Origin of the sequence: Lentzea xinjiangensis, assembly GCF_900110955.1 — a bacterium.
Classification (GTDB): domain Bacteria; phylum Actinomycetota; class Actinomycetes; order Mycobacteriales; family Pseudonocardiaceae; genus Lentzea; species Lentzea xinjiangensis.
Map to the genome: position 1 here is coordinate 296,848 of NZ_FOFR01000002.1, position 19,998 is coordinate 316,845.

Consider the following 19,998-nt stretch of genomic DNA (forward strand, 5'->3'; position numbering starts at 1 on the left):
GTCGTCTCCTTTAGTGTGAAACGCTGGGGATGGCTGACCACGGGTGTGGCGCTCGCACTGGCCCTCGTGCTGGTGATGACTCTCGGTTCGCGCGGCGACCAGGAAGCCCAGACCGAAGCCGGTCCGCTGCCGATGGCGCCGCGCCTGCCCGCCCCCAAGGACACCGGCCCGACACCGACGGTGCCCGCCCCCACTCCCGAGCAGCTGCGCAAGCAGCCGTGGATGCACAAGCTCGCGCCGGGCGAGAAGGCGCCGCAGTTCGTGCTCTTCTCCTTCGACGGCGCGGTGTCGAAGCAGCACTGGGACAAGGTCCTGCCCATCGCGAGGGAGAAGGGCGCGCACGTCACCGGCCTGCTGTCGGGCGTGTACATGCTGGCCGACCAGGACAAGAACCAGTACCAGCCGCCCGCGGGGCACAAGCGCGGCGTGTCCGACATCTCGTTCGGCGGCACCCGGCAGGACATCGCGGCCAGGATCGACTACCTGAACCAGGTGATCGACGAGGGCCACGAGATCGGCACGCACTACAACGGCCACTTCTGCTCCGGCGGCACGCAGCCGTCGGTGGACAAGTGGGACAACGCGGCCTGGAACGCGGAGCTCGACCAGTTCAGGCAGATCGTGGACAGGTCGCGCGCCGCCGGGCTCAGGCTCCCCGCCGACGCCGTCCGGGGTGGGCGCACGCCGTGCCTGGAGGGCAACTGGGACCAGGCGTTCCCGGCGATGGCCGCGCACGGCCTGGTCTACGACACCAGCAAGGTGGCGCTCGGCGTGCAGTGGCCGTCCGTCCAAAACGGACTGTACGAGTTCCCGATGCCCGAGGTGAAGATCCCCGCGCTGGGCAAGCAGGTCGTGATGATGGACTTCAACCTCTGGTACTCGCTCAACGGCGCGAAGGACGAACCCCACCGCGCCGCCGAGTTCACCCAGATCGTCCTCGACACCTACAAGTCGGTGTACCGGGCCACCGCGAACAGCAACCGCGCCCCGATCGTGGTCGGCAACCACTTCAACGAGTGGAACGGATCGGCGTTCTCGGCGGCGATGGAGCAGTTCCTCGCGTACGTGTGCGACAAGCCGGAAACGGTGTGCGCCACCTACACCGAGGTGATCCAGTGGATGCAGCTGCAGGATCCGGCGGTGCTCGACCACCTCCGCCGGATGCCTGCCGCCCGCAACTAGTCTCAGCCGTCGGTGGAGATGATCCGGTCGTCCTCGGCGCCGGGCTGGCCGTTGGCGTCCTGGTTCGACGTGCCGAGCCACAACGTGCCGTCCGGCGCGGGAGCCACCGACCGCACGCGGCCGTAGCCCGTGAACACGGCCTGCGGGGTGCCGAGCGTGGTGCCGTTCACCGGGATCTTCCACACGCGCTTGCCGGTGACGGCGCCGACGTACAGCGCGCCCTTGTGGAAGCCGATGCCGGTCGGGCCCGCCTGGCTGTTGGGCCACGACACGGCCGGGTTGGTCATGCCCGGCGTGGTGCAGGCGCCCTCGCAGGTCGGCCACCCGTAGTTCCTGCCGGCCTCGATGCGGTTGACCTCGTCGGTCCTGTTGTTGCCGAACTCCGTGGCGTACGCGGTGTTGCCGACCCACGTGATGCCCTGGACGTTGCGGTGGCCGATCGAGTAGACGACGCTGCCGGCGCGCGGGTTGCCGGCGGCGGGCCTGCCCGCGGTGTCGAAGCGCAGGACCTTGCCCGCCAGCGAGCTCCAGTTCTGGGCGGTGCTGGTGTTCTGGGCGTCGCCGGTGGTGGCCCACAGGAAGCCGTCCGGTCCGAACTCCAGGCCGCCGCCGTTGTGGTAGCGGTTCTTGGGGATCCCGGTGACGATCGGCTGCGGCGTCCCGCCGAGCTGCAGCTTGGCGACGCGGTTGTCGGTCGCCGTCGAGTAGTAGATGAAGACCGAGTTGTCCGACGCGAACGACGGCGACACGGCGAGGCCCAGCAGGCCACCCTCACCGCCCGTCGACTGGGCCTCCTCGACCGTGTCCAGCTCGGTCACGGTGGTGCCCGCGAGCTTCTTGATCTTCTTCGTGTCCCGTTCGGTGAAGATGCCGCTGCCGTCGGGCAGGAACTCGATGTCCCACGGGATGTCGAGGTTCGTGGCGAGAGTCCGTTCGGCCTGCGCCGAGGGATCGTTCTGCGCCGAGGCTGGCGCGACGCAGAGGGAGGCGGCCACGGCAGTGCAGGCTGCCGCGACTGCGATTCGACGAGCACGCATGTGCTCTCCTTCGGTCCGCTCGTGATTGGTCTGCGGCGGCGGTGTTGCAGGGCGTGTTTACCCAATCACAGCTCGAATCAACCAGCAAAGGTCGTCCGATGTGTCGATTCGACGCGGCGTGATCGACGGGCCGGACGCCCGCCGATCGGACCGCTCATCCGATGATTTCAGGGAACTCCGTGTACGGTCTGGACCTCGACAGCCCGGAAGACATACCGTGTGGTTCGCCGCCGCACCCCACGGAAAGCGCTTGCGGGTCCTCCTCGGGCTCGCAGGCAGGAGACCGAGGAGTTGCGCCATGAACGTTGCCGTCCCCACCACCGAGCAGAAGCTGCCCGAGGTCAAGCGCGAGTGGGTCAAGCCCGACTTCCGCGACTTCGAGACGCCGATGGAGGTCACCGCCTACGCGGCCCGCAGCTGACGTCGGCTCCGCGCCGGGGTTCCCGCCTCCCGCCGGGAACCCCGGTCCCGCACGCGTCTTCCCCGGCAGACCGAGGAGTTCTCCCGCCCATGACCGCCGTTGCCCCCGCGGAGTTCGTCGCCGAGCTGCGCGCCCTCGAGCCCCGCTACTGGGACAGCCACCCGTTCCACCTGCGGATGCACGCGGGCCGGCTGAGCAAGCACGAGTTGCAGGCGTGGGCCGCGAACCGCTGGTACTACCAGCGTTGCATCGCGCAGAAGGACGCCGCGATCCTCTCCAACTGCCCGTCGCCGGAGATCCGCCGGCAGTGGCGCGAGCGCATCGTCTGGCACGACGGCACGCGGCCGGGCGAGGGCGGTGCCGAGAACTGGCTCCGCCTCGCCGAAGCCGTGGGCCTCACCAGGGAGGAGGTGCTCGACGAGCGCCACGTGCTGCCCGGCACCCGGTTCGCGGTCGACGCCTACGTGAACTTCGCGCGCACCAAGCCGTGGGTCGAGGCCATCGCCTCCGGTCTCACCGAGATGTTCTCCGGCGCGTTGATGCGCAGGCGGCTGGCGGCGTTGCGGGAGCAGTACCCGTGGATCGCCGAGGAGGGCTTCGCCTACTTCACCGACCGCATCAAGGCGGTCGCAGGTGAAGGCCAGTCCACTTTGGACATCGTGGTCGAGCACTGCCGGACGCGCGAGCAGCAGCTGGCCGCGATCAGCGCGCTCGCGTTCAAGTGCGACGTGCTGCGCGCGGTGCTGGACGCCGTGGACTACTACTCGGGCAAGGGCAAGCCGTGACGCCGGTGGTCGCATTGGACGCCGTGCCCCGCATCCGGCGCGGCGTGAAGTGCACCTACGACCAGATCCGCGCGGCGCACGTCGTCCTGTTCCCCGAAGGCGTGCTGGTGCTGAACGAGACCGCGGCCTCGGTGGTGTCGCTGTGCGACGGGACGCGGTCGGTCGGCGACATCGCGCTGGCCCTGGGGGACGAGTACGACGGGGTCGAACCCGAGGACATCGCCGGGCTGGTGGCCCGGCTCGTCGACCGGAGGGTGGTGGACGTCGATGGCTGAGGCCCCGTTCGGCCTGCTCGCCGAGCTCACGCACCGGTGCCCGTTGCAGTGCGGGTACTGCTCGAACCCGGTCGAGCTGGTGCGCCGCGACGCCGAGCTCTCGACCGAGGACTGGCTGCGGGTGTTCGACCAGGCGCGCGCACTGGGCGCGTTGCAGATCCACCTGTCCGGCGGCGAACCGTTGCTGCGCCCCGACCTGCCGGAGCTGGTGGCGCACGCGAACAGCCTCGGCTGCTACGTCAACCTGGTCACGTCGGGCGTCGGCCTGTCGCGCGACCGGTTGCGGGACCTGGCTTCCCGCGGCGTCGACCACGTGCAGCTCTCGTTGCAGGACGCGACCCGCGCGGGCAACGACCGGATCGCGGGCATCAAGGCGTTCGACCGCAAGGTCCAGGCGGCGTCCTTCGTCCGCGAGGAGGGCCTGCCGCTGACGGTCAACACCGTGCTGCACCGGCAGAACCTCGACAACATCGCCGGCCTCATCGCGATGGCCGAGGAGATGGGCGCCGAACGCCTGGAGCTCGCCAACACCCAGTACTACGGCTGGGCGCTGCGCAACCGGGCCGTCCTGCTCCCCACCCGCGCGCAGCTCGCCCACGCCGGCCCGGTCGTGGCCGCCGCCCAGGACCGCCTGCGCGGGCGGATGGAGATCGTCTACGTCATCGCGGACTACCACGAGGCCCACCCGAAGCCCTGCATGTACGGGTGGGGCGCGCGGCAGCTCACAGTGGCGCCGAACGGCGACGTCCTGCCCTGCCCGGCCGCCACGGTGATCTCGTCGCTGCGGATCGAGAACGTGCGCGAGGCGTCGTTGCACGACATCTGGTACTCGTCGCCGTCGTTCAACGCCTTCCGTGGCTTCGACTGGATGCAGGACCCCTGCCGCTCGTGCCCGCGCAAGGAGGTCGACTTCGGCGGGTGCCGCTGCCAGGCGTTCCAGCTGACCGGCGACGCCGCCGCCACCGACCCGGTGTGCTCGCTGTCCCCCGATCGGTCCACTGTGGACCTCATTCTGGCGACCGAGATGGCACCCGCCGAGGTGCCCGCGATGGCGATGAGGAAGATGCGGTGAAGGCGGTCCTGCTCGGCACGGCGGCCGGTGGCGGCTTCCCGCAGTGGAACTGCGCCTGCGCCCTGTGCGTGCTCGCCCGGTCCGGCGCGGTGCCGTCCCGGTCCCAGGACTGCCTCGCGATCAGCGGCACCGGCGACGACTGGTGGCTCGTCAACGCCTCCCCGGACATCCGCACCCAGATCACCTCCTGCGCCGCGCTGAACCCCGGTCCCGGCCCGCGCGACACCCCGTTGCGCGGCGCCTTGCTCACCGACGCCGAACTCGACCACGCGCTGGGCCTGCTGACGTTGCGCGGCGGCGCGGACCTGACGGTGTGGGCACCCGGCGCGGTGCTGCACGCGTTGCAGGACCAGTTCGACCTGCGCACGGTGATCGACGGCTACGCGCCCGTCGCGTGGCGCGCGGTGGACGAGCCGTTCGAGATCGGCGGCCTGCGCGTCGAGGCCGTCCCGATCAGCGACAAGCGCCCCAAGTACGCCCGTTCGTCCACCGTGGATGGTCCGTGGGTCGTCGCCTACCGGTTCACCGACGTGGTGACGGGTGGAGTGCTCGTCTACGCGCCCTGCCTGGCTTCCTGGCCCGCTGGTTTCGACGAGGTGGTGGCTTCGGCCGACTGCCTGCTGCTCGACGGCACCTTCCACGCGGCCGCCGAGATGGGCTCGGCGACCGGCAGCTCGTCCGGCCAGGCCTCCATGGGCCACCTGCCGATCACCGCGAGCCTGCCGGAGCTGCGGCGGTTCCCGTCGGTGCGGCGCCTCTACACGCACCTCAACAACACCAACCCGGTGCTCGACCCCGCTTCCCCGGAGGCGCTGGAGCTGCGCGAGGCGGGCGTCGAGGTGCCGCTCGACGGCACGGTGATCGAGCTCTAGACCGGCCAGGGGCCCACGACCGATGACAATGGCCCCGTGACTCCCGGAGATCTCCTCAAGCTGTCCACGCAGTCCTGTGTGGACGCCGCCAAGCTGCTGCATGGCCTGACCGTCGACGTCTCACCGAAGGGCACCTTCGACCAGGTGAGCAACGCCGACCTGGAGGTGGAGGCGTTCCTGCGCGCGGCGCTGACCGCGGGCGCTCCCGGCTCGGCCGTGGTCGGCGAGGAGCTGGGAGCCGCCACCGCGCCGATCACCTGGTACGTCGACCCGATCGACGGCACGCGCAACTTCGTGCGCGGCATCCCGTTGTCCTGCATCTCGGTGGCCGCGGCGGTGGACGGCGACCTCGTCGCGGGCTGCGTGCTCGACCCGTTCCGCGACGAGCTCTTCACGGCGGCCACCGACACACCGTTCGCGGTCCGCTCCACCGGCCTGACGATCACCCCTCAGCCCAGCCCGCGCCCGCTCGTGCTCACCGACATCCCACTGCCCGGCAGCCCGTACCGGGGCGAACTGGACCTCCTCGCCGAACTCCTGGTCAAAGCGGACGTGCGCCGCGTCTACTCGACGGCTCTCTCACTCGCCTGGGTCGCGGCGGGCAGGGCCGACGCGGCGGCGAACCTGGGCATCCACCCGTGGGACGTGGCAGCCGGCGCGGTGCTCGTCCGCGAGGCGGGCGGGGTGTTCACCGAGATCGGCCACAACGGGTTCGCGGCGGGCAGGGGTGAGATGGTCGGCTGGCTCACCGAACGACTGGAGGACATCGTCCAGTGATCGATCTCAGCGGCAAGGTCGTGCTGGTCACCGGCACCGACGGCACCATCGGCGCGGGCATCGCGGCACGTTTCGAGCGCGCGGGCGCCCTGGTAGTCCGCCACGGCGGCACAACGGACGGAGACCTGCGCACGCAAGCCCAGCGGGTGGTCGACGAAGCAGCGGCGAAGCATGGCCGGTTGGACGCGGTGGTGAACAACGCGGGCGTCCAGCCCGTAGAACCGTTGCCGGGCATGACAACCGAGCGGTGGCGGTCCGTCGTGGACACGAACCTCACCGGTCCGTTCGCCGTCACCCAGGCCGCCGTCCGGCACCTCCCGCAAGGCGGTTCGATCACGCACATCGCGTCGATCGAAGGACGCCACCCCGCCGAGGGCCACGCCCACTACGCCGCCTCGAAGGCCGCCCTGATCATGCACGCCCGAGCGGCCGCCCTGGAGTACGGGCCTCGCGGCATCCGCGTCAACACCGTCTCGCCGGGCCTGATCGCGAGGCCCGGCATCGAGGAGCAGTGGCCGGAGGGCGTCGCGAGGTGGCGCGACGCCGCTCCGCTCAGCCGCTTGGGCACGCCGGAGGACGTCGGCGACGCCTGCGTGTTCCTGGCGAGCGGGCTGGCTCGGTGGATCACGGGTCATGACCTCGTGGTGGATGGCGGTGTGACGGCCCGTCCGACCTGGTGACCGGAGGCGGAGCCGCTCCACCCGTGGCCCCGACCCCGCTGAGCCGATGAGACCAGGGTGGCGGCAGATCGAGTCCCTCGGTCCGCCTCCGCCTCACCCGGCCCGGCGACCACCCTGAGTGACCTATCTGCGGCGATTACTCTCCGCCATGATCTCACTACCGTCCCGCACTAGCGGCATGGGCGGTGTTTGTGCTGTTCAGAGCACCAGCAGATGGTGCCCCCGACGGGATTCGAACCCGTACTGTGATCCTTTTAAGGGACCTGCCTCTACCGATTGGGCTACGGGGGCGGTGGGAGCCTAGGCCTTGATCGTCAGCTTGTGTGACCGGATGGCCGTTTCTCGCCCGAGCGGCCCAGCGAATTGGACTTAACCGACCATTCCGCGCAGCGTCGAATGGACCCGAACATCAGCGTGGCCTTCCCGCGCCGAGCAGCTCCGCGAAGCGCTGCGCCACCCAGTCGTGCACGGCGGCGGAGACCGCGTTGTCGCCCGCGCGGTGCTCGAACCAGCGCCAGTCGCAGTTGACGTTGATCTCCAGGAACACGTGGTCGCCTCCTGTCACGAGCAGGTCGAACGCCGCCACCTGGACGCGCCAGTGCCGCGCCAGCGCCAGCAGCTTCTCCGCGAGGGACGTCGGTACCGACGTGGGCGTGACGCGGACCGCGTCGGGATCCACCCAGAGCTGGGCCGGGTCGAGCTTGTCCACCTGGTAGGCGATGCACCGCTCCCCCACCACGAACACGCGCAGCTCGGTGTCGGACGGCACGTACTCCTGCACGATCACCGGCGCGGGTTCCGGCGCGTCGGAGGCGCGGGAGGTCTCCAGTGGGCGCGGGAACAGGCCGTGCTGGACGCCCGGTCGGGGTTCCAGCAGGTGGCGGCCCGCGGTTTTGACGATGCAGCGGCCGCCGCCGGGGCGTGTTCGGCCGGGACGTGTCGTCACGGCCGTGCGCGGGGTGCGCAGGCCGAACGCGGAGGCGTCGGAGAGCTGGGTCAGGCGGTCCAGGTGCGCCGAGAAGCGCGAGGGGTTCACGTGAGCCCAGTCGGAGCGCGACGACAGCCAGTTGGACACTGAGGCCCACTGGTCCACGGCGTAGGCGCCGGCCAGCGTTCCCGGTTCGACGGGGATGGCCGACAGCTCGAAGTGGCGGCGCCACACCAGCAACGGGCGCAGCAGCCAGCGGTCCAGCTCGATCAGGGGCTGGTCGGTGTAGACGGAGAGCGGGAGGTCCACGCAGCGGTCGGCGTCGATGCGGGCCATGCGGATGCCGCGCTCGGCCAGTGCGATGGAGAGCTCGTTCATCTCCATGTCGGCGGCGCGGGCCAGGACGAGCACGCAGGGTTGCGGGTTACCGTCGCCCTCGTCGACCATGCCGAGGCGGTGCACCTGTTCCTGGAAGTCCAGGCACTTGGGCGGGGAGCGGAAGAGGTAGTCCTGCCCCTGGAGCAGCAGAGGTCTGGCAGCTTCGGACGGGGCACCGGGCCCCCGTCCGTCAGCCGACCTGCTCAATCGTCCTTCTTGCTGCGGAAACTCTGCCCCGCCTGCGCGTACTCTGCGGCGTACTGCGCCAAAGCGGGGTCCTCGATCTCACCACGACGAAGCTGTGCGGCCAGCTCCTCGAGAGACATCGGGATCACCTCTCTCCCCACACGGCGAATCACGCATTCAGGTGATGCACCAGCCGTAGTCTCTGGTTCACGTAACGCAATGTCAAGGCAGGTCCCCGAGCTTACTCCGATCGGGGGCTCAAGTTCCGCCTCTGGGCAAAAGCAGTGCCCCGAACGAGGAGATCGTCCGGGGCACGACGTCACTCACGGAGAGTGACTGAACGCTCAATCAGCTTTGCACAGCGCGGTCGAAGTCCGACTTCGGGTCGTTGATCTGGCCGAGCGCGACGACCTCGCGGCCGTAGAACAGCGCCTGCGTCCAGTCCATGAGCACGCGGAGCTTGCGGTTCACGGTCGGCATGAACGCCACGTGGTAGCTGCGGTGCATGAACCACGCGGGCAGGCCCTTGAAGCGCAGGCCGAACACGTCCGCGACGCCCTTGTAGAGGCCGAGGCCCGCGACCGAGCCGAGGTACTTGTGGAAGTAGTCCTTCGGCTGCTGGCCGCGCAGCGACGCGACGATGTTCTTGGCCAGCAGCTTCGACTGGCGGATGGCGTGCTGCGCGTTCGGCACGCACGTCGCCGTCGGGTCCTCCTCGGTGCGCGAGAGGTCCGGCACCGCGGAGCAGTCGCCGGCCGCCCACACGCCTTCGAGGCCCTGGACCTGCATGGCGGCGGTGCACCGGACGCGGCCGCGCTCGTCGAGCGGGAGGTCCGTGTTGCGCAGCACCGGGTTCGCCTTCATGCCGGCGGTCCAGATGATCGTGTCGGAGTCGAACTCGGTGCCGTCGTCGAGGACGACGTGGCCGCCCTCGAGCGACTTCACGCGGGTGTCGAGGTAGATCTTCATGCCGCGCTTCTCCAGCGCCTCGACGGTCCACGCGCCGAGCTTCGCGGACACCTCGGGCATGATCCGGCCCGCGGCCTCGACCAGGACCCAGTTCATCTCTTCGGGCTTGATGCCCTCGTAGTAGCGGAGCGCATACCGCGTCATGTCCTCGAGCTCGGCGAGCGTCTCGATGCCCGCGAAGCCGCCACCGATCACGACGAAGCTGAGCAGCTTCTTGCGCAGTTCCGCGTTGTTCGTGCTCGCGGCCTGGTCCAGGCGCGACAGCACGTGGTTGCGGACGTAGATCGCCTCGCCGATCGTCTTCATGCCGATGCCGACCTCGGCCAGGCCGGGGATCGGGAGCGTGCGGGAGATCGCACCCAGCGCGGAGACGAGCACGTCGTACTCGATCTCCTCGACGTGGCCGTCCGACAGCTCGGCGGTCACGATCTTGCGCGAGTGCTCGATCTTGGTGACGCGGCCGGTGACGACGTGGCAGCGCTTGAGCACCTTGCGCAGCGGAGCGACGACGTGGCGCGGCTCGATCGAGCCGGCCGCCGCCTCGGGCAGGAAGGGCTGGTAGGTCATGTGCGGCTGCGGGTCGATTACCGTCACGGACGCCTCGCCGGAGCGCAGTTTCTTCTGCAGTCCGAGCGCCGTGTACATGCCGACGTACCCACCGCCGACAATGACAATCCGAGTGGGGTGCGACTTCACAGCAGCCATACACACATGGTTGCACCAGGAACCGCTTTTTCGCGCGTCCGGAGGGGCTGTTGTGACTACCGTCGCCGGGTGATGCCGGACACCATCGCGGCTGACCTGCGACTCGACCGCGAGTCGAGGTGTTCTGCCTGAGAGTACCGATTCAGATCCTCAGCGCGACGGCCCCGGTGACGGCCGTCGGAGCCCCCGGTCCGAGGAGCTCCCAGAGGCCGGTTCGGGGTCCCGAGGGGGTGGACGCCGCGACGGCGAATGAGATCGCCTGGACAATGGCGAACCGGCGTGCTGACGCTTTCAGCGCAGCGGGCTGGATTTCGTTTTCACCGGAACGATCTCCGCCGGCGCGGCCGTCACGAGAATCAGGTGCAGCGCCGGAATCATCACCAGCAATCCGAGCCGCAACGGGTGCACGTCGCCGAACGCCAGCACGAGCGCCGTGTACCCGATCAGCAGGCCCCGGTCAGCAGCACTCCCGGCGCAGTAACCGCACGCCGAGGACGTCCTCGGCGTGCCGCACGGCCTCGTCGGTGAGCGGCGGTTGCACGCCGTAGGTGCCGCCGATCCAGAACTCCACGGCGCGCATCCTGGGCAGGGCCGGTGAAGCGGTCCTGCGATCCGATCACTTCGACCGCAGGTCGTCGAACTCCTGGAGGAGATCGGCGACCAACACCACCACCGACATCTTGATCTCGTCCGGATCGCTGAAGCCCGCCTCCGCATCTGCGGCCAGGCGTGGGAGCAGGTCCTCAGGCCCTGCCGCGAGCTCGCGAAGCGCCACGACGGCATCCGCCACCACCGGCCCCGCCAGCCCATCCGCCGCGATGTGCACCAAGCTCGACGCCAACGGCGTCATGTCGATGGCACGAAGCAGCCGGAGCACGTCCAGGCCGTCCTTGGGTTTCAGGCGGTGCGGCTGTTCGCGTCGTTCAGCGATCTTGACCACCTTCGACACCACGAGAGCCGCAGGTCCCGCCACCCTGATTTCGAACGTCCTGGCGTCGCGGGGGTCGAGCGCTCCGATCCGGCGGACCTCGTTGTCCACCACCGCCGGCTCCAGTCCCGGTGTCCTGCGAGCGGTGGCTTTGGCATCGTGCGGTGGCTGTAGGTGAGCGGATCTCCGACCACCTCGACCGCACAACGCCTCGGGTGCCATGAGGTCGACCGTGATGTCGCCCGGGCCCGTCCAGCTTCCCGGCTGCCTGCCGGGAGCGAAGCCGGCGGCGTGCATGGCGTCGAAGATCGAAGGTTCGTCCGCCAGCAGACCGGGCACCAGCGCGAGATCGGCATCTGTCGTGGTCGGCGCCGTCACGAAGTCGGCGTCGCCCGCATGCAGGTAAACCGCCTGCGCGCCAACGAGAACGAGTGCGTCTCGGTGCGGGCCCAGGCCGTCCAGGGCGTCGAGGAGGACTGCTCGTGCCTTGACGTACTCCTGCGGAATCATCGTTCCCAGCCCGACTCGTTCGACTCGAGCGCCGCAATCAGCTGCTCGGCTTCTTCCGTCGACCGCCCCGGACCGGTCAGCAGATCCGCAACGACCTGGGCTGGCGAGGCGTACTCGACGCCGTCGAGAAGTCTCGACTTCAGGTGGACGACATCGCTGTACGGCCGTAGGACCAGCACATTCGCCCCGCGATCAGCACGTCTCAGGCCGAGTTGTCCCATCAGCTCGGCCGGATCTTCGGCGTACAAGCTGAGTGAAACGAGGGGAGACACGGGCATCACGCCATCAGGCAGGTACGCGCGCACGGCCGCGGAACCGGTGACGGCGACCCTTGTTCCGAGAGACGGCAGAGTTTTCAGCGCGTGGCTCAGCCCTCTCGGGTCGAGCGTCCTTATGACCTCATTCGAGGTCGTCACCTTGTAGTCCTGTGTCCAGCGCTCCACCAGCAACCGCTTGCGAACGGCAGTCACAGCGCCGTCGTCGCTCCTCACGATCACTGCTTCCCGGTCCAGCAACTCGAGAACTCTCGCACTCGTCGCCGCCCCCACCTCGGCACGATCGGCGAGTTCTCGCACGCCCACGGGCAGCTCCGTGTCGGCGAGTTCAAGCACCACCTTGGCCGCCGCGGGTCCGCGAAGGGACTTGAGCAGCCGGTCGGCGGGGTCGCGCAGCCCGCTGCGCTCAGCACCCGTTCGATCGAGGAAGACCGCGGGCTCATCGAGCTGCAAGCGCATGTTCCCGGTCAGGTCGAACCAGCCCATCCCGGCCAGGTCCAACGCCGTGCGTGTCATCGGGGAGATGAATGGCGCGGCCAGCACGGCGCCTCCGACACGCACACCGCTGTCGAGCAGGACACCCACCTGAGCCTTGACCTGCTGGGCGATCATCGCGACATCCCGCGGGACAACCGTGTTCCTGCATTCGACCAGGACCACTGTGCGCGTCCCGTTCGAGGCGCTGATCTCGGCGAGGGCATCGACCCGCCGATCGCCGGTGACGAGTGGTTCGAGTTCAAGGCGAACAGACCAGGTGGACGGCAGCAACGAGCGAACTTGGTGTTCGAGCGAGCTGATCAGTTCGAACTGCCTTGTTCCACGTTTATCGCCGTTCCGCGTCACATGGAACAACCTACTATGTGGAACACCTCCAAGGCGGGCGTCGTCGTCACGCATCCGGCTGAACTGCCGCGGCCTGGCTCACTCCACCGCGATCGCCCGCCTCAGCACGTCCTGCAACATCTCCTGGGTCAGCCTCCCGGTGTAGGTGTTGTGCGGCGACACGTGGTAGCACCCGAACACCCGCAACCCACCGGCCTCGACCTCCACCCCGTGCCCGAACTTGGGCGGCCGTTCCACCCCCACCAGGGGCAGGAACGCCTTCCACCCGAACCCGCCGAGCACCACCACCGACCGCAGCCGGGGCAGCAACGAGATCTCCTCGCGCAGGAAGTGCGAGCACCGGTCCCGTTCCTCGGCCGTCGGCTTGTTCTCCGGTGGCGCGCACCGCACGGGCGAGGCCATCCGCACGCCGCGCAGTTCCATGCCGTCGTCGCGCGACCAGGCGTGCGGCTGGGAGGCCAGTCCCAACTCGTACAGCGCCCGGTAGAGGAAGTCCCCCGACGGGTCGCCGGTGAACATCCGCCCCGTCCGGTTGCCGCCGTGCGCCGCGGGCGCGAGGCCCACGATGAGCAGCGAGGCGTCCATGGGGCCGAAGCCGGGAACTGGTCTGCCCCAGTAGTCCCAATCCTGGAAGGCGGCGCGTTTCACCGACGCCGTGGACTCGCGCCACGCGACCAGGCGCGGGCACGCTCGGCAGGCCGTTATCCGCTCGTCGAGTTCCGTAGTGTTGCTCCCATGTCCGAGGAGAAGACCGAAGAAAAGCCCGAGTCTCCGTCCGATGATCTGGTCACCACCCAGCACAGCATCACCGTCAAGGGCCGCGAGTTGAACTACACCGCGACCACCGGGCGTGTCGTGCTCAGGGAAGAGGTGATCAAGGACGGCGTGTTCGAGGGCCACAAGCCCAAGGCCGAGGTGTTCCTGACCGCCTACACGCTCGACGGAGCGGACCCGTTGAAGCGGCCCGTGACGTTCGCGTTCAACGGTGGGCCGGGGTCGGCCAGCGTCTGGCTGCACATGGGGCTCCTCGGGCCCCGCCGCGTGCTCAGCGGCGACGTCGGCGACCTGACCCCGCCGCCGTACGGGATCGCGGACAACGAGGAGACGCTGCTCGCCGAGAGCGACCTCGTGTTCATCGACCCGGTGTCGACCGGGTTCTCCCGCGCCGCGCAGGGCGAGAAGCCCGGCAGCTTCCACGGCTACCAGCCCGACATCGACTCCATCGCCGAGATCATCCGGCTCTGGACCTCGCGCAACGGCCGGTGGATGTCGCCGAAGTTCCTCTGCGGCGAGTCGTACGGAACGCTGCGCGCGGCCGGTCTCGCCGAGCACCTGCAGAAGAAGCACGGCATGTACCTCAACGGGCTCATGCTGATCTCCTCGGTGCTGGACTTCGCGACGCTGGAGTTCAACGAGGGCCACGACCTCGCCTACACGCTCTTCCTGCCGACGTACGCGGCCATCGCGCACTACCACGGCCTGCACGGCGACCGCCCGCTCGAGGAGGTGCTCGCCGAGGCGGAGGAGTTCGCGGTCCGCGACTACCCCTACGCCCTCGCGCGCGGCAACCGGCTGTCCGACGTGGAGCGGGCCGCAACGATCGAGAAGCTGGCGCGGCTCACCGGCCTGTCCGAGGAGTACGTGGACGCGGTCGACCTGCGCATCGAGCACATCCGGTTCTTCACCGAGCTGCTGCGCCGCGACCGCAGGACGGTCGGCCGCATCGACGGCCGCTTCACCGGCTGGGACACGGACTACGGCCGCGAGGGCATCTCCGCGGACCCGTCGATCGACGCGATCCTCGGCCCGTACTCGGCCACGCTCAACCACTACCTGCACGCCGAGCTGGGCTACTCCAACGACCTGCCCTACGAGGTCCTCTCCCGGGTCATCGAGCAGTGGTCGTACAAGGAGTTCGAGGGCCGGCACGTCACGACCGCGGGCAAGCTGTCGGCGGCGATGCGGGCGAACCCGCACCTCAAGGTCCACGTCGCGTTCGGCTGGTACGACGGTGCCACGCCGTACTTCGCGGCCGAGCACCTGCTCGCGCACCTGCAGATCCCGAAGGAGCTGACGGCGAACATCGAGTCGGCCTACTACCCGGCCGGGCACATGATGTACGTCCACGAGCCCAGCAGGGTCAAGCAGTCCGAGGACCTCGCGAACTTCGTCCGGAGCTCGTCGAACACGTGATCCTCGACCTGTCCGACGACGCCGTCCTGCACGAGCTGTGGACGGTGCAGCGGCTCGCCTACGCCGTCGAGGCCGAGATCATCGGTTTCGACGGCATCCCGGCGCTGCACGAGACGCTCGACGAGCTCAGGGCCTCGGACGAGACCTTCCTCGGCAGCTACGACGAGGAAGGTCTCGTGGGCGCGGTGTCCTACCGGCTCGACGGGTCCACTGTGGACATCTGCCGGCTGGTGGTGCACCCGCGGGCGCACCGGCGCGGCATCGCGACGAGGCTGCTCGACGCGCTGCCCGACGGGCCGCAGGTCGTGAGCACCGGCGCGAAGAACGAGCCCGCGCTGCGGCTGTACCGCAAGCGGGGGTTCGTGGAGACCGGCACGCGCGAGGTCGGTCCGGGCGTGCCGCTCACGGACCTCGCCCGGCGATGATCATCTTTCTGAACGGGACGTCCAGCTCCGGCAAGTCGAGCATCGCGCGGGAGCTGCTCGAGGAGCTGGACACCCCGTACTTCCACATGAGCGTGGACGCGTTCGGCGCCATGCGCGCCGTCGGGCGGACGCTGGAGCTCGACGGCCCCGCGCAGCGCGAAGTCCTGCGCCGCACCAGGGCCGGGTTCCACCGCGCCGTCGCGGGCATGGCCCTGGCGGGCAACGACGTCGTGGTGGACCACGTGCTGAGCGAGCCGTGGCGGCTGCGGGACTGCCTCGACGTCCTGGAGGGCCTCGACGTCGTGCTCGTGGGCGTGCACTGCCCTCCGGAAGAGCTGGAGAGGCGCGAACGGGCGCGGGGTGACCGGACGCCGGGGCACGCGGCGGCGCAGCTGAGGAGCGTCCACGAGCACGGTCTCTACGACTTCGAGGTCGACACCGGCCGGAACAGCCCGCGGGAGTGCGCGCGGGCCATCAAGCGGTTCATCAGCCGGCCGGTGACGAGAAGGGCCTTCGACGAGCTGAGGGGCCGCGCCCGCGGGCACGACCCCTCGTAGAGCTGACGACCCGGTCAGACGACCGCGCGCTCCTCGGCGAAGTGGCACGCCGCGGGGTGGCCCCCGTTGCGCGGCACCAGCTCCGGCACCTCCGTCGCGCAGATGTCCTGCGCCTTCCAGCACCGCGTGCGGAACCGGCAGCCCGACGGCGGGTCGATCGGCGACGGCACGTCACCCGTCAGGCGGATGACGTCGCGCCGGCCGCGCTGGGTCGGGTCCGGCACCGGCACGGCGGACAGCAGCGCCTGCGTGTACGGGTGCATCGGGCGCTCGTAGATGTCGTCCTCGGTGCCGATCTCCACGATCTTGCCGAGGTACATCACCGCGACGCGGTCCGACAGGTGCCGCACGACGGACAGGTCGTGCGCGATGAACACGTACGACAGGCCCATCTCGGTCTGCAGGTCACCCAGCAGGTTCATGACCTGCGCCTGGATCGAGACGTCGAGCGCCGACACCGGCTCGTCGCACACGATCACCTTGGGCTTGAGCGCCAGCGCGCGGGCGATGCCGATGCGCTGGCGCTGACCGCCGGAGAACTGGTGCGGGTACCGGTTGATGTGCTCCGGGTTGAGACCGACGATCTCCAGCAGCTCCTGGACCTTGCGCCGCCGGTCGCCCTTCGGCGCCACCTCGGTGTGGATCTCGTAGGGCTCGCCGACGATGTCGCCGACCGTCATGCGCGGGTTCAGCGACGTGTACGGGTCCTGCAGCACGATCTGGATGTCGCGGCGCAGCTTGCGCAGCTCCGCGCCCTTCATCGCGAACATGTCGCGGCCCTCGAAGCGGGCCGTGCCCGACGTCGGCGGCTCCAGGCGCATCAGCACCTGGGCCAGGGTGGACTTGCCGCAGCCGGACTCGCCCACCACGCCCAGCGTCTCGCCCTTGTTCAGCGAGAACGAGACGCCGTCGACGGCCTTGACGTGGCCCACGGTGCGCTTGAACAGCACGCCGACGCGGACCGGGAAGTGCTTGACGAGGTTCTCGACCTCGAGGATCGGCTCAGCCACGAGCGACGACCTCCTCCGCGATGTGGCACCGGCTGGTGCGGCCCATGCCGAGGTTGTGCACGGCGGGAACCTCGGTGGGGCAACGGTCGAACGCCCGCGGGCAGCGCGGGTGGAACGGGCACCCCGACGGGATGTTGGTGAGCGACGGCGGCAGGCCCTTGATCGTCTTGAGCTCCTGGCCCTTCTGGTCGAGCCTGGGCAGGGACTCGAGCAGCGACTCGGTGTACGGGTGGCCCGGCGCGCGGAACAGCTCGTAGACGTCGGCGTGCTCGACGATGCGGCCCGCGTACATGACCGAGATCCGGTCCGCGACGTCAGCGACCACGCCGAGGTCGTGGGTGATCAGGATCATGCCCATGTCGCGTTCTTTCTGGATCTCCGCCAGCAGGTCCATGATCTGGGCCTGCACGGTGACGTCCAGCGCGGTCGTGGGCTCGTCCGCGATCAGCAGCTCCGGGTCGAGCGCCAGCGACATCGCGATCATCGCGCGCTGCCGCATACCGCCGGAGAACTGGTGCGGGTAGTCGCTGACCCGGCCCTTGGCGTTCGGGATCTTGACCTGGTCGAGCAGCTCGACCGCGCGCTTGCGGGCGTCCGCCTTGGACATCCCGCGGCGCACGCGGAGCTGCTCCTCGATCTGGAACCCGACCGTGAACACGGGGTTCAGCGCCGAGAGGGCGTCCTGGAAGATCATGGCGATGCCCTCGCCACGGACGTCGCGGCGCTCGTCGGCCGACTTGGTCAGCAGGTCCTCACCGCGGAACTTGATCGTGCCCTTGGTGATGAACGCCGGCGGCATGTCCAGGATGCCCATGATCGTCTGCGCGGTCACGGACTTGCCGGAGCCGGACTCACCCAGCACGGCAAGGGTTTCCCCGGCGGAGACATGGTAGGACACGCCGTTGAGCACCTTCGCGACACCGTCGCGGGTGCGGAATTCCACGTGGAGATCCTCGACCTCCAGCAATGGCTGAGTCACAAGATCTCCCCTATCGGGACTTGGGGTCGAGTGCGTCGCGCACGGCGTCGCCGAGCATGACGAAGGCCAGCACGGTGATCGTGACGAAGCCTGCGGGGAACAGCAGCATGTGCGGTGCCGACTGGAAGTAGTCGCGGGACTCCGAGATCATCACGCCCCACGACACGACCGGCGGGCGCAGGCCGATGCCGAGGAACGCGAGCGTCGCCTCGGCGCCGATGAAGGCGCCCAGGGCGATCGTGGCGTACACCAGCACGGGGGCCAGGGTGTTCGGCAGCAGGTGCCGGAACACGATCCGCAGCGGCGAGGCACCGAGACCGCGTGCGGCACGCACGTAGTCCTGCTGCTTCGCCACGAGCGTCGCGGACCGCATGATGCGCATCGCCACCGGCCACGACAGCACCGCGATGGAGAGCACCACCTGGGTGATGATCCGGACCACGCCGGGGTTCTCGGTCGGCGCGTTGAGCGTCGTGAGGATGACGATCGCGCCGAGCACGAACGGCACGCCGGCGAAGATGTCGCCGAACCGCGAGAGCAGGCTGTCGATCCACGTCTTCGCGTAGCCCGCGATGATGCCGATGATCGCGCCGATCAGCACGGTCAGCAGCGTCGAGAACAACCCGACCAGCAGCGACGCGCGGGCGCCGTGCATGGCGCGGGCGTAGACGTCGTAGCCCTGCAGGTCGTAGCCGAACCACGCGTCACCGGACGGCGGCGCGAGCGACTTGTCGAGGTTCGCGGCACGGGGGTCGACCGACGTGAACAGCGTCGGCCAGATCGCCATCAGCACGACGACCGCGATGATCACCAACGAGATGATGAACGTGGGCTTGCGCCGCAGCTCGCCCCACGCGTCGCTCCAGAGCGAGCGGGGCTTGCGCTGCTTCTGCGACGAGTCGTCGACGTGGCTGAGCTGGTCGACGCCGGCCGCCGCGGACGCCTCGAGTCCGGCTCCACCGGACACGGATCCTGGGTCACTCATAGCGAATCCTCGGGTCGAGAACGGCGTACAGGAGGTCGACGAGCAGGCTCATCAGCAGGTACACGAGCACCAGCAGGGTCACGATGCCCGTGACCATGACGCCTTCCTTCTCCTGGATGCCGCGGAAGATCAGGCCGCCGATGCCGTTGATGTTGAACACGCCCTCGGTGACGATCGCGCCGCCCAGGAGGCTGCCGAGGTCGGTGCCGAGGAACGTGATCACCGGGATCAGCGAGTTGCGCAGCAGGTGGACGCCGACGACGCGGGTCGTGGGCTGGCCCTTCGCGATCGCGGTGCGCACGTAGTCCGCGCGGCGGTTCTCCACGATGCTCGTGCGGGTCAGCCTGGCCACGTAGGCCATCGAGAGGCTGCCGAGCACGAAGCCGGGCAGGATCAGCTCGCCGATCGAGGGGTCCGAGCTGACCGAGGTGTCGATCCAGTCGAAGCCCTGCGGGCCGAGGTAGAGCCGCAGCACGAAACCGGTGACGAACACCGGCAGCGAGATCAGGAACAGGGTCGAGACCAGGACCAGGTTGTCCAGGAAGCCCTGCTTGCGCAGACCGGTCAGCACGCCGGCGGTGATGCCGATGAGCGCCTCGATGATCAGCGCGATGATGCCCATCTTCAGCGTGATGGGCCACGACGTGGCGATCTGCTCGCCGACGGAGACGCCGTTGAACGTGGTGCCGAAGTCACCGGTGAGCAGGTTGCCCAGGTACTTGAAGTACTGGATCAGCAGCGGGTCGTTGAGGTTGAGCTTCTCGCTCATCTCCGCGATGTAGGACGGATCGCACGGCCGCTGACCGCACTTGCCCGCGAAGGGGTCCTGCGGGATCGCCCACACCAGGGCGTAGATCAGAAAGGTGGTCCCCAGGAAGACCGGTATCAGCTGCAGCAGACGGCGCAGCACATAGCGACCCATGAGGTCGGCTCCTTGCGTGGTGGGGGGCGCCTGACCCCGAGTCCGAACACCCCTCCGGCCCCGCGTCCGCAACGCTTGGCGGGCGCGAGGCCGGAGAGTTCACT

General features: G+C 69.2%; 23 protein-coding genes and 1 tRNA gene. 11 read left to right on the forward strand and 13 right to left on the reverse strand.

The features are described from left to right. Nucleotides 1–15 precede the first annotated feature (15 nt). The gene (locus BMW88_RS06775; RefSeq protein ID WP_089949740.1) at nt 16–1,182 is read left to right on the forward strand and encodes a polysaccharide deacetylase family protein; all 1,167 of its coding nucleotides are present in this window, start codon (nt 16–18) and stop codon (nt 1,180–1,182) included. A gap of 2 nt (nt 1,183–1,184) precedes the next feature. Here the strand turns inward: BMW88_RS06775 and BMW88_RS06780 are convergent, their stop codons facing one another. Beyond that, entirely contained in the window at nt 1,185–2,177 is a 993-nt protein-coding gene (locus BMW88_RS06780; RefSeq protein WP_245777607.1) for a PQQ-dependent sugar dehydrogenase, read from the reverse strand. A gap of 340 nt (nt 2,178–2,517) precedes the next feature. On the opposite strand from BMW88_RS06780, the gene pqqA reads away from it, so the two are divergent. The 7 genes from pqqA to BMW88_RS06815 all read left to right on the forward strand — a co-directional run bounded on the left by pqqA (nt 2,518) and on the right by BMW88_RS06815 (nt 7,101). Beyond that, a complete protein-coding gene (gene pqqA, locus BMW88_RS06785) occupies nt 2,518–2,640 on the forward strand; it encodes a pyrroloquinoline quinone precursor peptide PqqA (RefSeq protein ID WP_089949742.1) in 123 nt (40 codons plus the stop codon). An 89-nt stretch (nt 2,641–2,729) separates the two neighbouring features. Then, the gene (gene pqqC, locus BMW88_RS06790; protein WP_089949743.1) at nt 2,730–3,425 is read left to right on the forward strand and encodes a pyrroloquinoline-quinone synthase PqqC; all 696 of its coding nucleotides are present in this window, start codon (nt 2,730–2,732) and stop codon (nt 3,423–3,425) included. Then, nucleotides 3,422–3,700, forward strand: coding sequence for a pyrroloquinoline quinone biosynthesis peptide chaperone PqqD (gene pqqD / locus BMW88_RS06795; protein WP_245777608.1), 279 nt, complete (start codon nt 3,422–3,424; stop codon nt 3,698–3,700). Before pqqC ends, pqqD begins: the two co-directional genes overlap by 4 nt. Next, on the forward strand, nt 3,693–4,772 hold the full coding sequence (gene pqqE / locus BMW88_RS06800; protein ID WP_089949744.1) for a pyrroloquinoline quinone biosynthesis protein PqqE: 1,080 nt from the start codon (nt 3,693–3,695) through the stop codon (nt 4,770–4,772). The genes pqqD and pqqE overlap by 8 nt, the downstream gene beginning before the upstream one ends. Further along, on the forward strand, nt 4,769–5,644 hold the full coding sequence (gene pqqB, locus BMW88_RS06805; RefSeq protein WP_089949745.1) for a pyrroloquinoline quinone biosynthesis protein PqqB: 876 nt from the start codon (nt 4,769–4,771) through the stop codon (nt 5,642–5,644). Before pqqE ends, pqqB begins: the two co-directional genes overlap by 4 nt. 36 nt (nt 5,645–5,680) lie before the next feature. Continuing rightward, nucleotides 5,681–6,421, forward strand: coding sequence for an inositol monophosphatase family protein (locus BMW88_RS06810; RefSeq protein WP_089949746.1), 741 nt, complete (start codon nt 5,681–5,683; stop codon nt 6,419–6,421). Then, a complete protein-coding gene (locus BMW88_RS06815) occupies nt 6,418–7,101 on the forward strand; it encodes an SDR family NAD(P)-dependent oxidoreductase (protein ID WP_177220980.1) in 684 nt (227 codons plus the stop codon). Before BMW88_RS06810 ends, BMW88_RS06815 begins: the two co-directional genes overlap by 4 nt. A gap of 214 nt (nt 7,102–7,315) precedes the next feature. Here the strand turns inward: BMW88_RS06815 and BMW88_RS06820 are convergent. The 8 genes from BMW88_RS06820 to BMW88_RS06845 all read right to left on the reverse strand — a co-directional run bounded on the left by BMW88_RS06820 (nt 7,316) and on the right by BMW88_RS06845 (nt 13,528). Then, a tRNA-Leu gene (locus BMW88_RS06820) sits at nt 7,316–7,392 on the reverse strand. Between the two features lie 118 nt (nt 7,393–7,510). Then, on the reverse strand, nt 7,511–8,614 hold the full coding sequence (locus BMW88_RS06825; RefSeq protein WP_245777609.1) for an ATP-grasp domain-containing protein: 1,104 nt from the start codon (nt 8,612–8,614) through the stop codon (nt 7,511–7,513). After that, complete coding sequence (locus tag BMW88_RS43945; protein WP_269083663.1) at nt 8,611–8,733, reverse strand: hypothetical protein; 123 nt, start codon at nt 8,731–8,733, stop codon at nt 8,611–8,613. The genes BMW88_RS06825 and BMW88_RS43945 overlap by 4 nt, the downstream gene beginning before the upstream one ends. Before the next feature lie 208 nt (nt 8,734–8,941). Continuing rightward, entirely contained in the window at nt 8,942–10,267 is a 1,326-nt protein-coding gene (locus BMW88_RS06830) for an NAD(P)/FAD-dependent oxidoreductase (protein ID WP_089949747.1), read from the reverse strand. A gap of 291 nt (nt 10,268–10,558) precedes the next feature. Next, a complete protein-coding gene (locus tag BMW88_RS43950; protein ID WP_281249370.1) occupies nt 10,559–10,693 on the reverse strand; it encodes a hypothetical protein in 135 nt (44 codons plus the stop codon). Between the two features lie 190 nt (nt 10,694–10,883). After that, complete coding sequence (locus BMW88_RS06835; RefSeq protein WP_089949748.1) at nt 10,884–11,705, reverse strand: hypothetical protein; 822 nt, start codon at nt 11,703–11,705, stop codon at nt 10,884–10,886. Beyond that, nucleotides 11,702–12,823 (reverse strand): type IV toxin-antitoxin system AbiEi family antitoxin, encoded by a 1,122-nt coding sequence (locus tag BMW88_RS06840; protein ID WP_177220981.1) that lies wholly within the window; start codon nt 12,821–12,823, stop codon nt 11,702–11,704. Before BMW88_RS06840 ends, BMW88_RS06835 begins: the two co-directional genes overlap by 4 nt. Nucleotides 12,824–12,901: 78 nt before the next feature. Further along, on the reverse strand, nt 12,902–13,528 hold the full coding sequence (locus BMW88_RS06845; protein ID WP_245777665.1) for a uracil-DNA glycosylase: 627 nt from the start codon (nt 13,526–13,528) through the stop codon (nt 12,902–12,904). Between the two features lie 30 nt (nt 13,529–13,558). Between BMW88_RS06845 and BMW88_RS06850 the strand changes: the two genes are divergently transcribed. The 3 genes from BMW88_RS06850 to BMW88_RS06860 are packed head-to-tail and all read left to right on the forward strand — an operon-like array spanning nt 13,559 to nt 15,998. Further along, complete coding sequence (locus BMW88_RS06850) at nt 13,559–15,016, forward strand: S10 family peptidase (RefSeq protein ID WP_089949750.1); 1,458 nt, start codon at nt 13,559–13,561, stop codon at nt 15,014–15,016. Next, the gene (locus tag BMW88_RS06855; protein ID WP_089949751.1) at nt 15,013–15,441 is read left to right on the forward strand and encodes a GNAT family N-acetyltransferase; all 429 of its coding nucleotides are present in this window, start codon (nt 15,013–15,015) and stop codon (nt 15,439–15,441) included. Before BMW88_RS06850 ends, BMW88_RS06855 begins: the two co-directional genes overlap by 4 nt. Next, nucleotides 15,438–15,998, forward strand: a complete 561-nt coding sequence (locus BMW88_RS06860) for a chloramphenicol phosphotransferase CPT family protein (RefSeq protein ID WP_089949752.1) — start codon at nt 15,438–15,440, stop codon at nt 15,996–15,998. Before BMW88_RS06855 ends, BMW88_RS06860 begins: the two co-directional genes overlap by 4 nt. A gap of 14 nt (nt 15,999–16,012) precedes the next feature. On the opposite strand, the gene BMW88_RS06865 is transcribed toward BMW88_RS06860, so the two are convergent. The 4 genes from BMW88_RS06865 to BMW88_RS06880 are packed head-to-tail and all read right to left on the reverse strand — an operon-like array spanning nt 16,013 to nt 19,894. After that, on the reverse strand, nt 16,013–17,008 hold the full coding sequence (locus BMW88_RS06865; protein WP_089949753.1) for an ABC transporter ATP-binding protein: 996 nt from the start codon (nt 17,006–17,008) through the stop codon (nt 16,013–16,015). Further along, nucleotides 17,001–17,987 carry an ABC transporter ATP-binding protein gene (locus BMW88_RS06870; RefSeq protein WP_089949754.1) on the reverse strand — a complete coding sequence of 329 codons (987 nt, stop codon included), beginning with the start codon at nt 17,985–17,987 and terminating at the stop codon, nt 17,001–17,003. Before BMW88_RS06870 ends, BMW88_RS06865 begins: the two co-directional genes overlap by 8 nt. Before the next feature lie 10 nt (nt 17,988–17,997). Beyond that, the gene (locus tag BMW88_RS06875; RefSeq protein ID WP_089949755.1) at nt 17,998–18,972 is read right to left on the reverse strand and encodes an ABC transporter permease; all 975 of its coding nucleotides are present in this window, start codon (nt 18,970–18,972) and stop codon (nt 17,998–18,000) included. Beyond that, complete coding sequence (locus BMW88_RS06880; protein WP_089949756.1) at nt 18,965–19,894, reverse strand: ABC transporter permease; 930 nt, start codon at nt 19,892–19,894, stop codon at nt 18,965–18,967. Before BMW88_RS06880 ends, BMW88_RS06875 begins: the two co-directional genes overlap by 8 nt. Between the last annotated feature and the right edge of the window lie 104 nt (nt 19,895–19,998).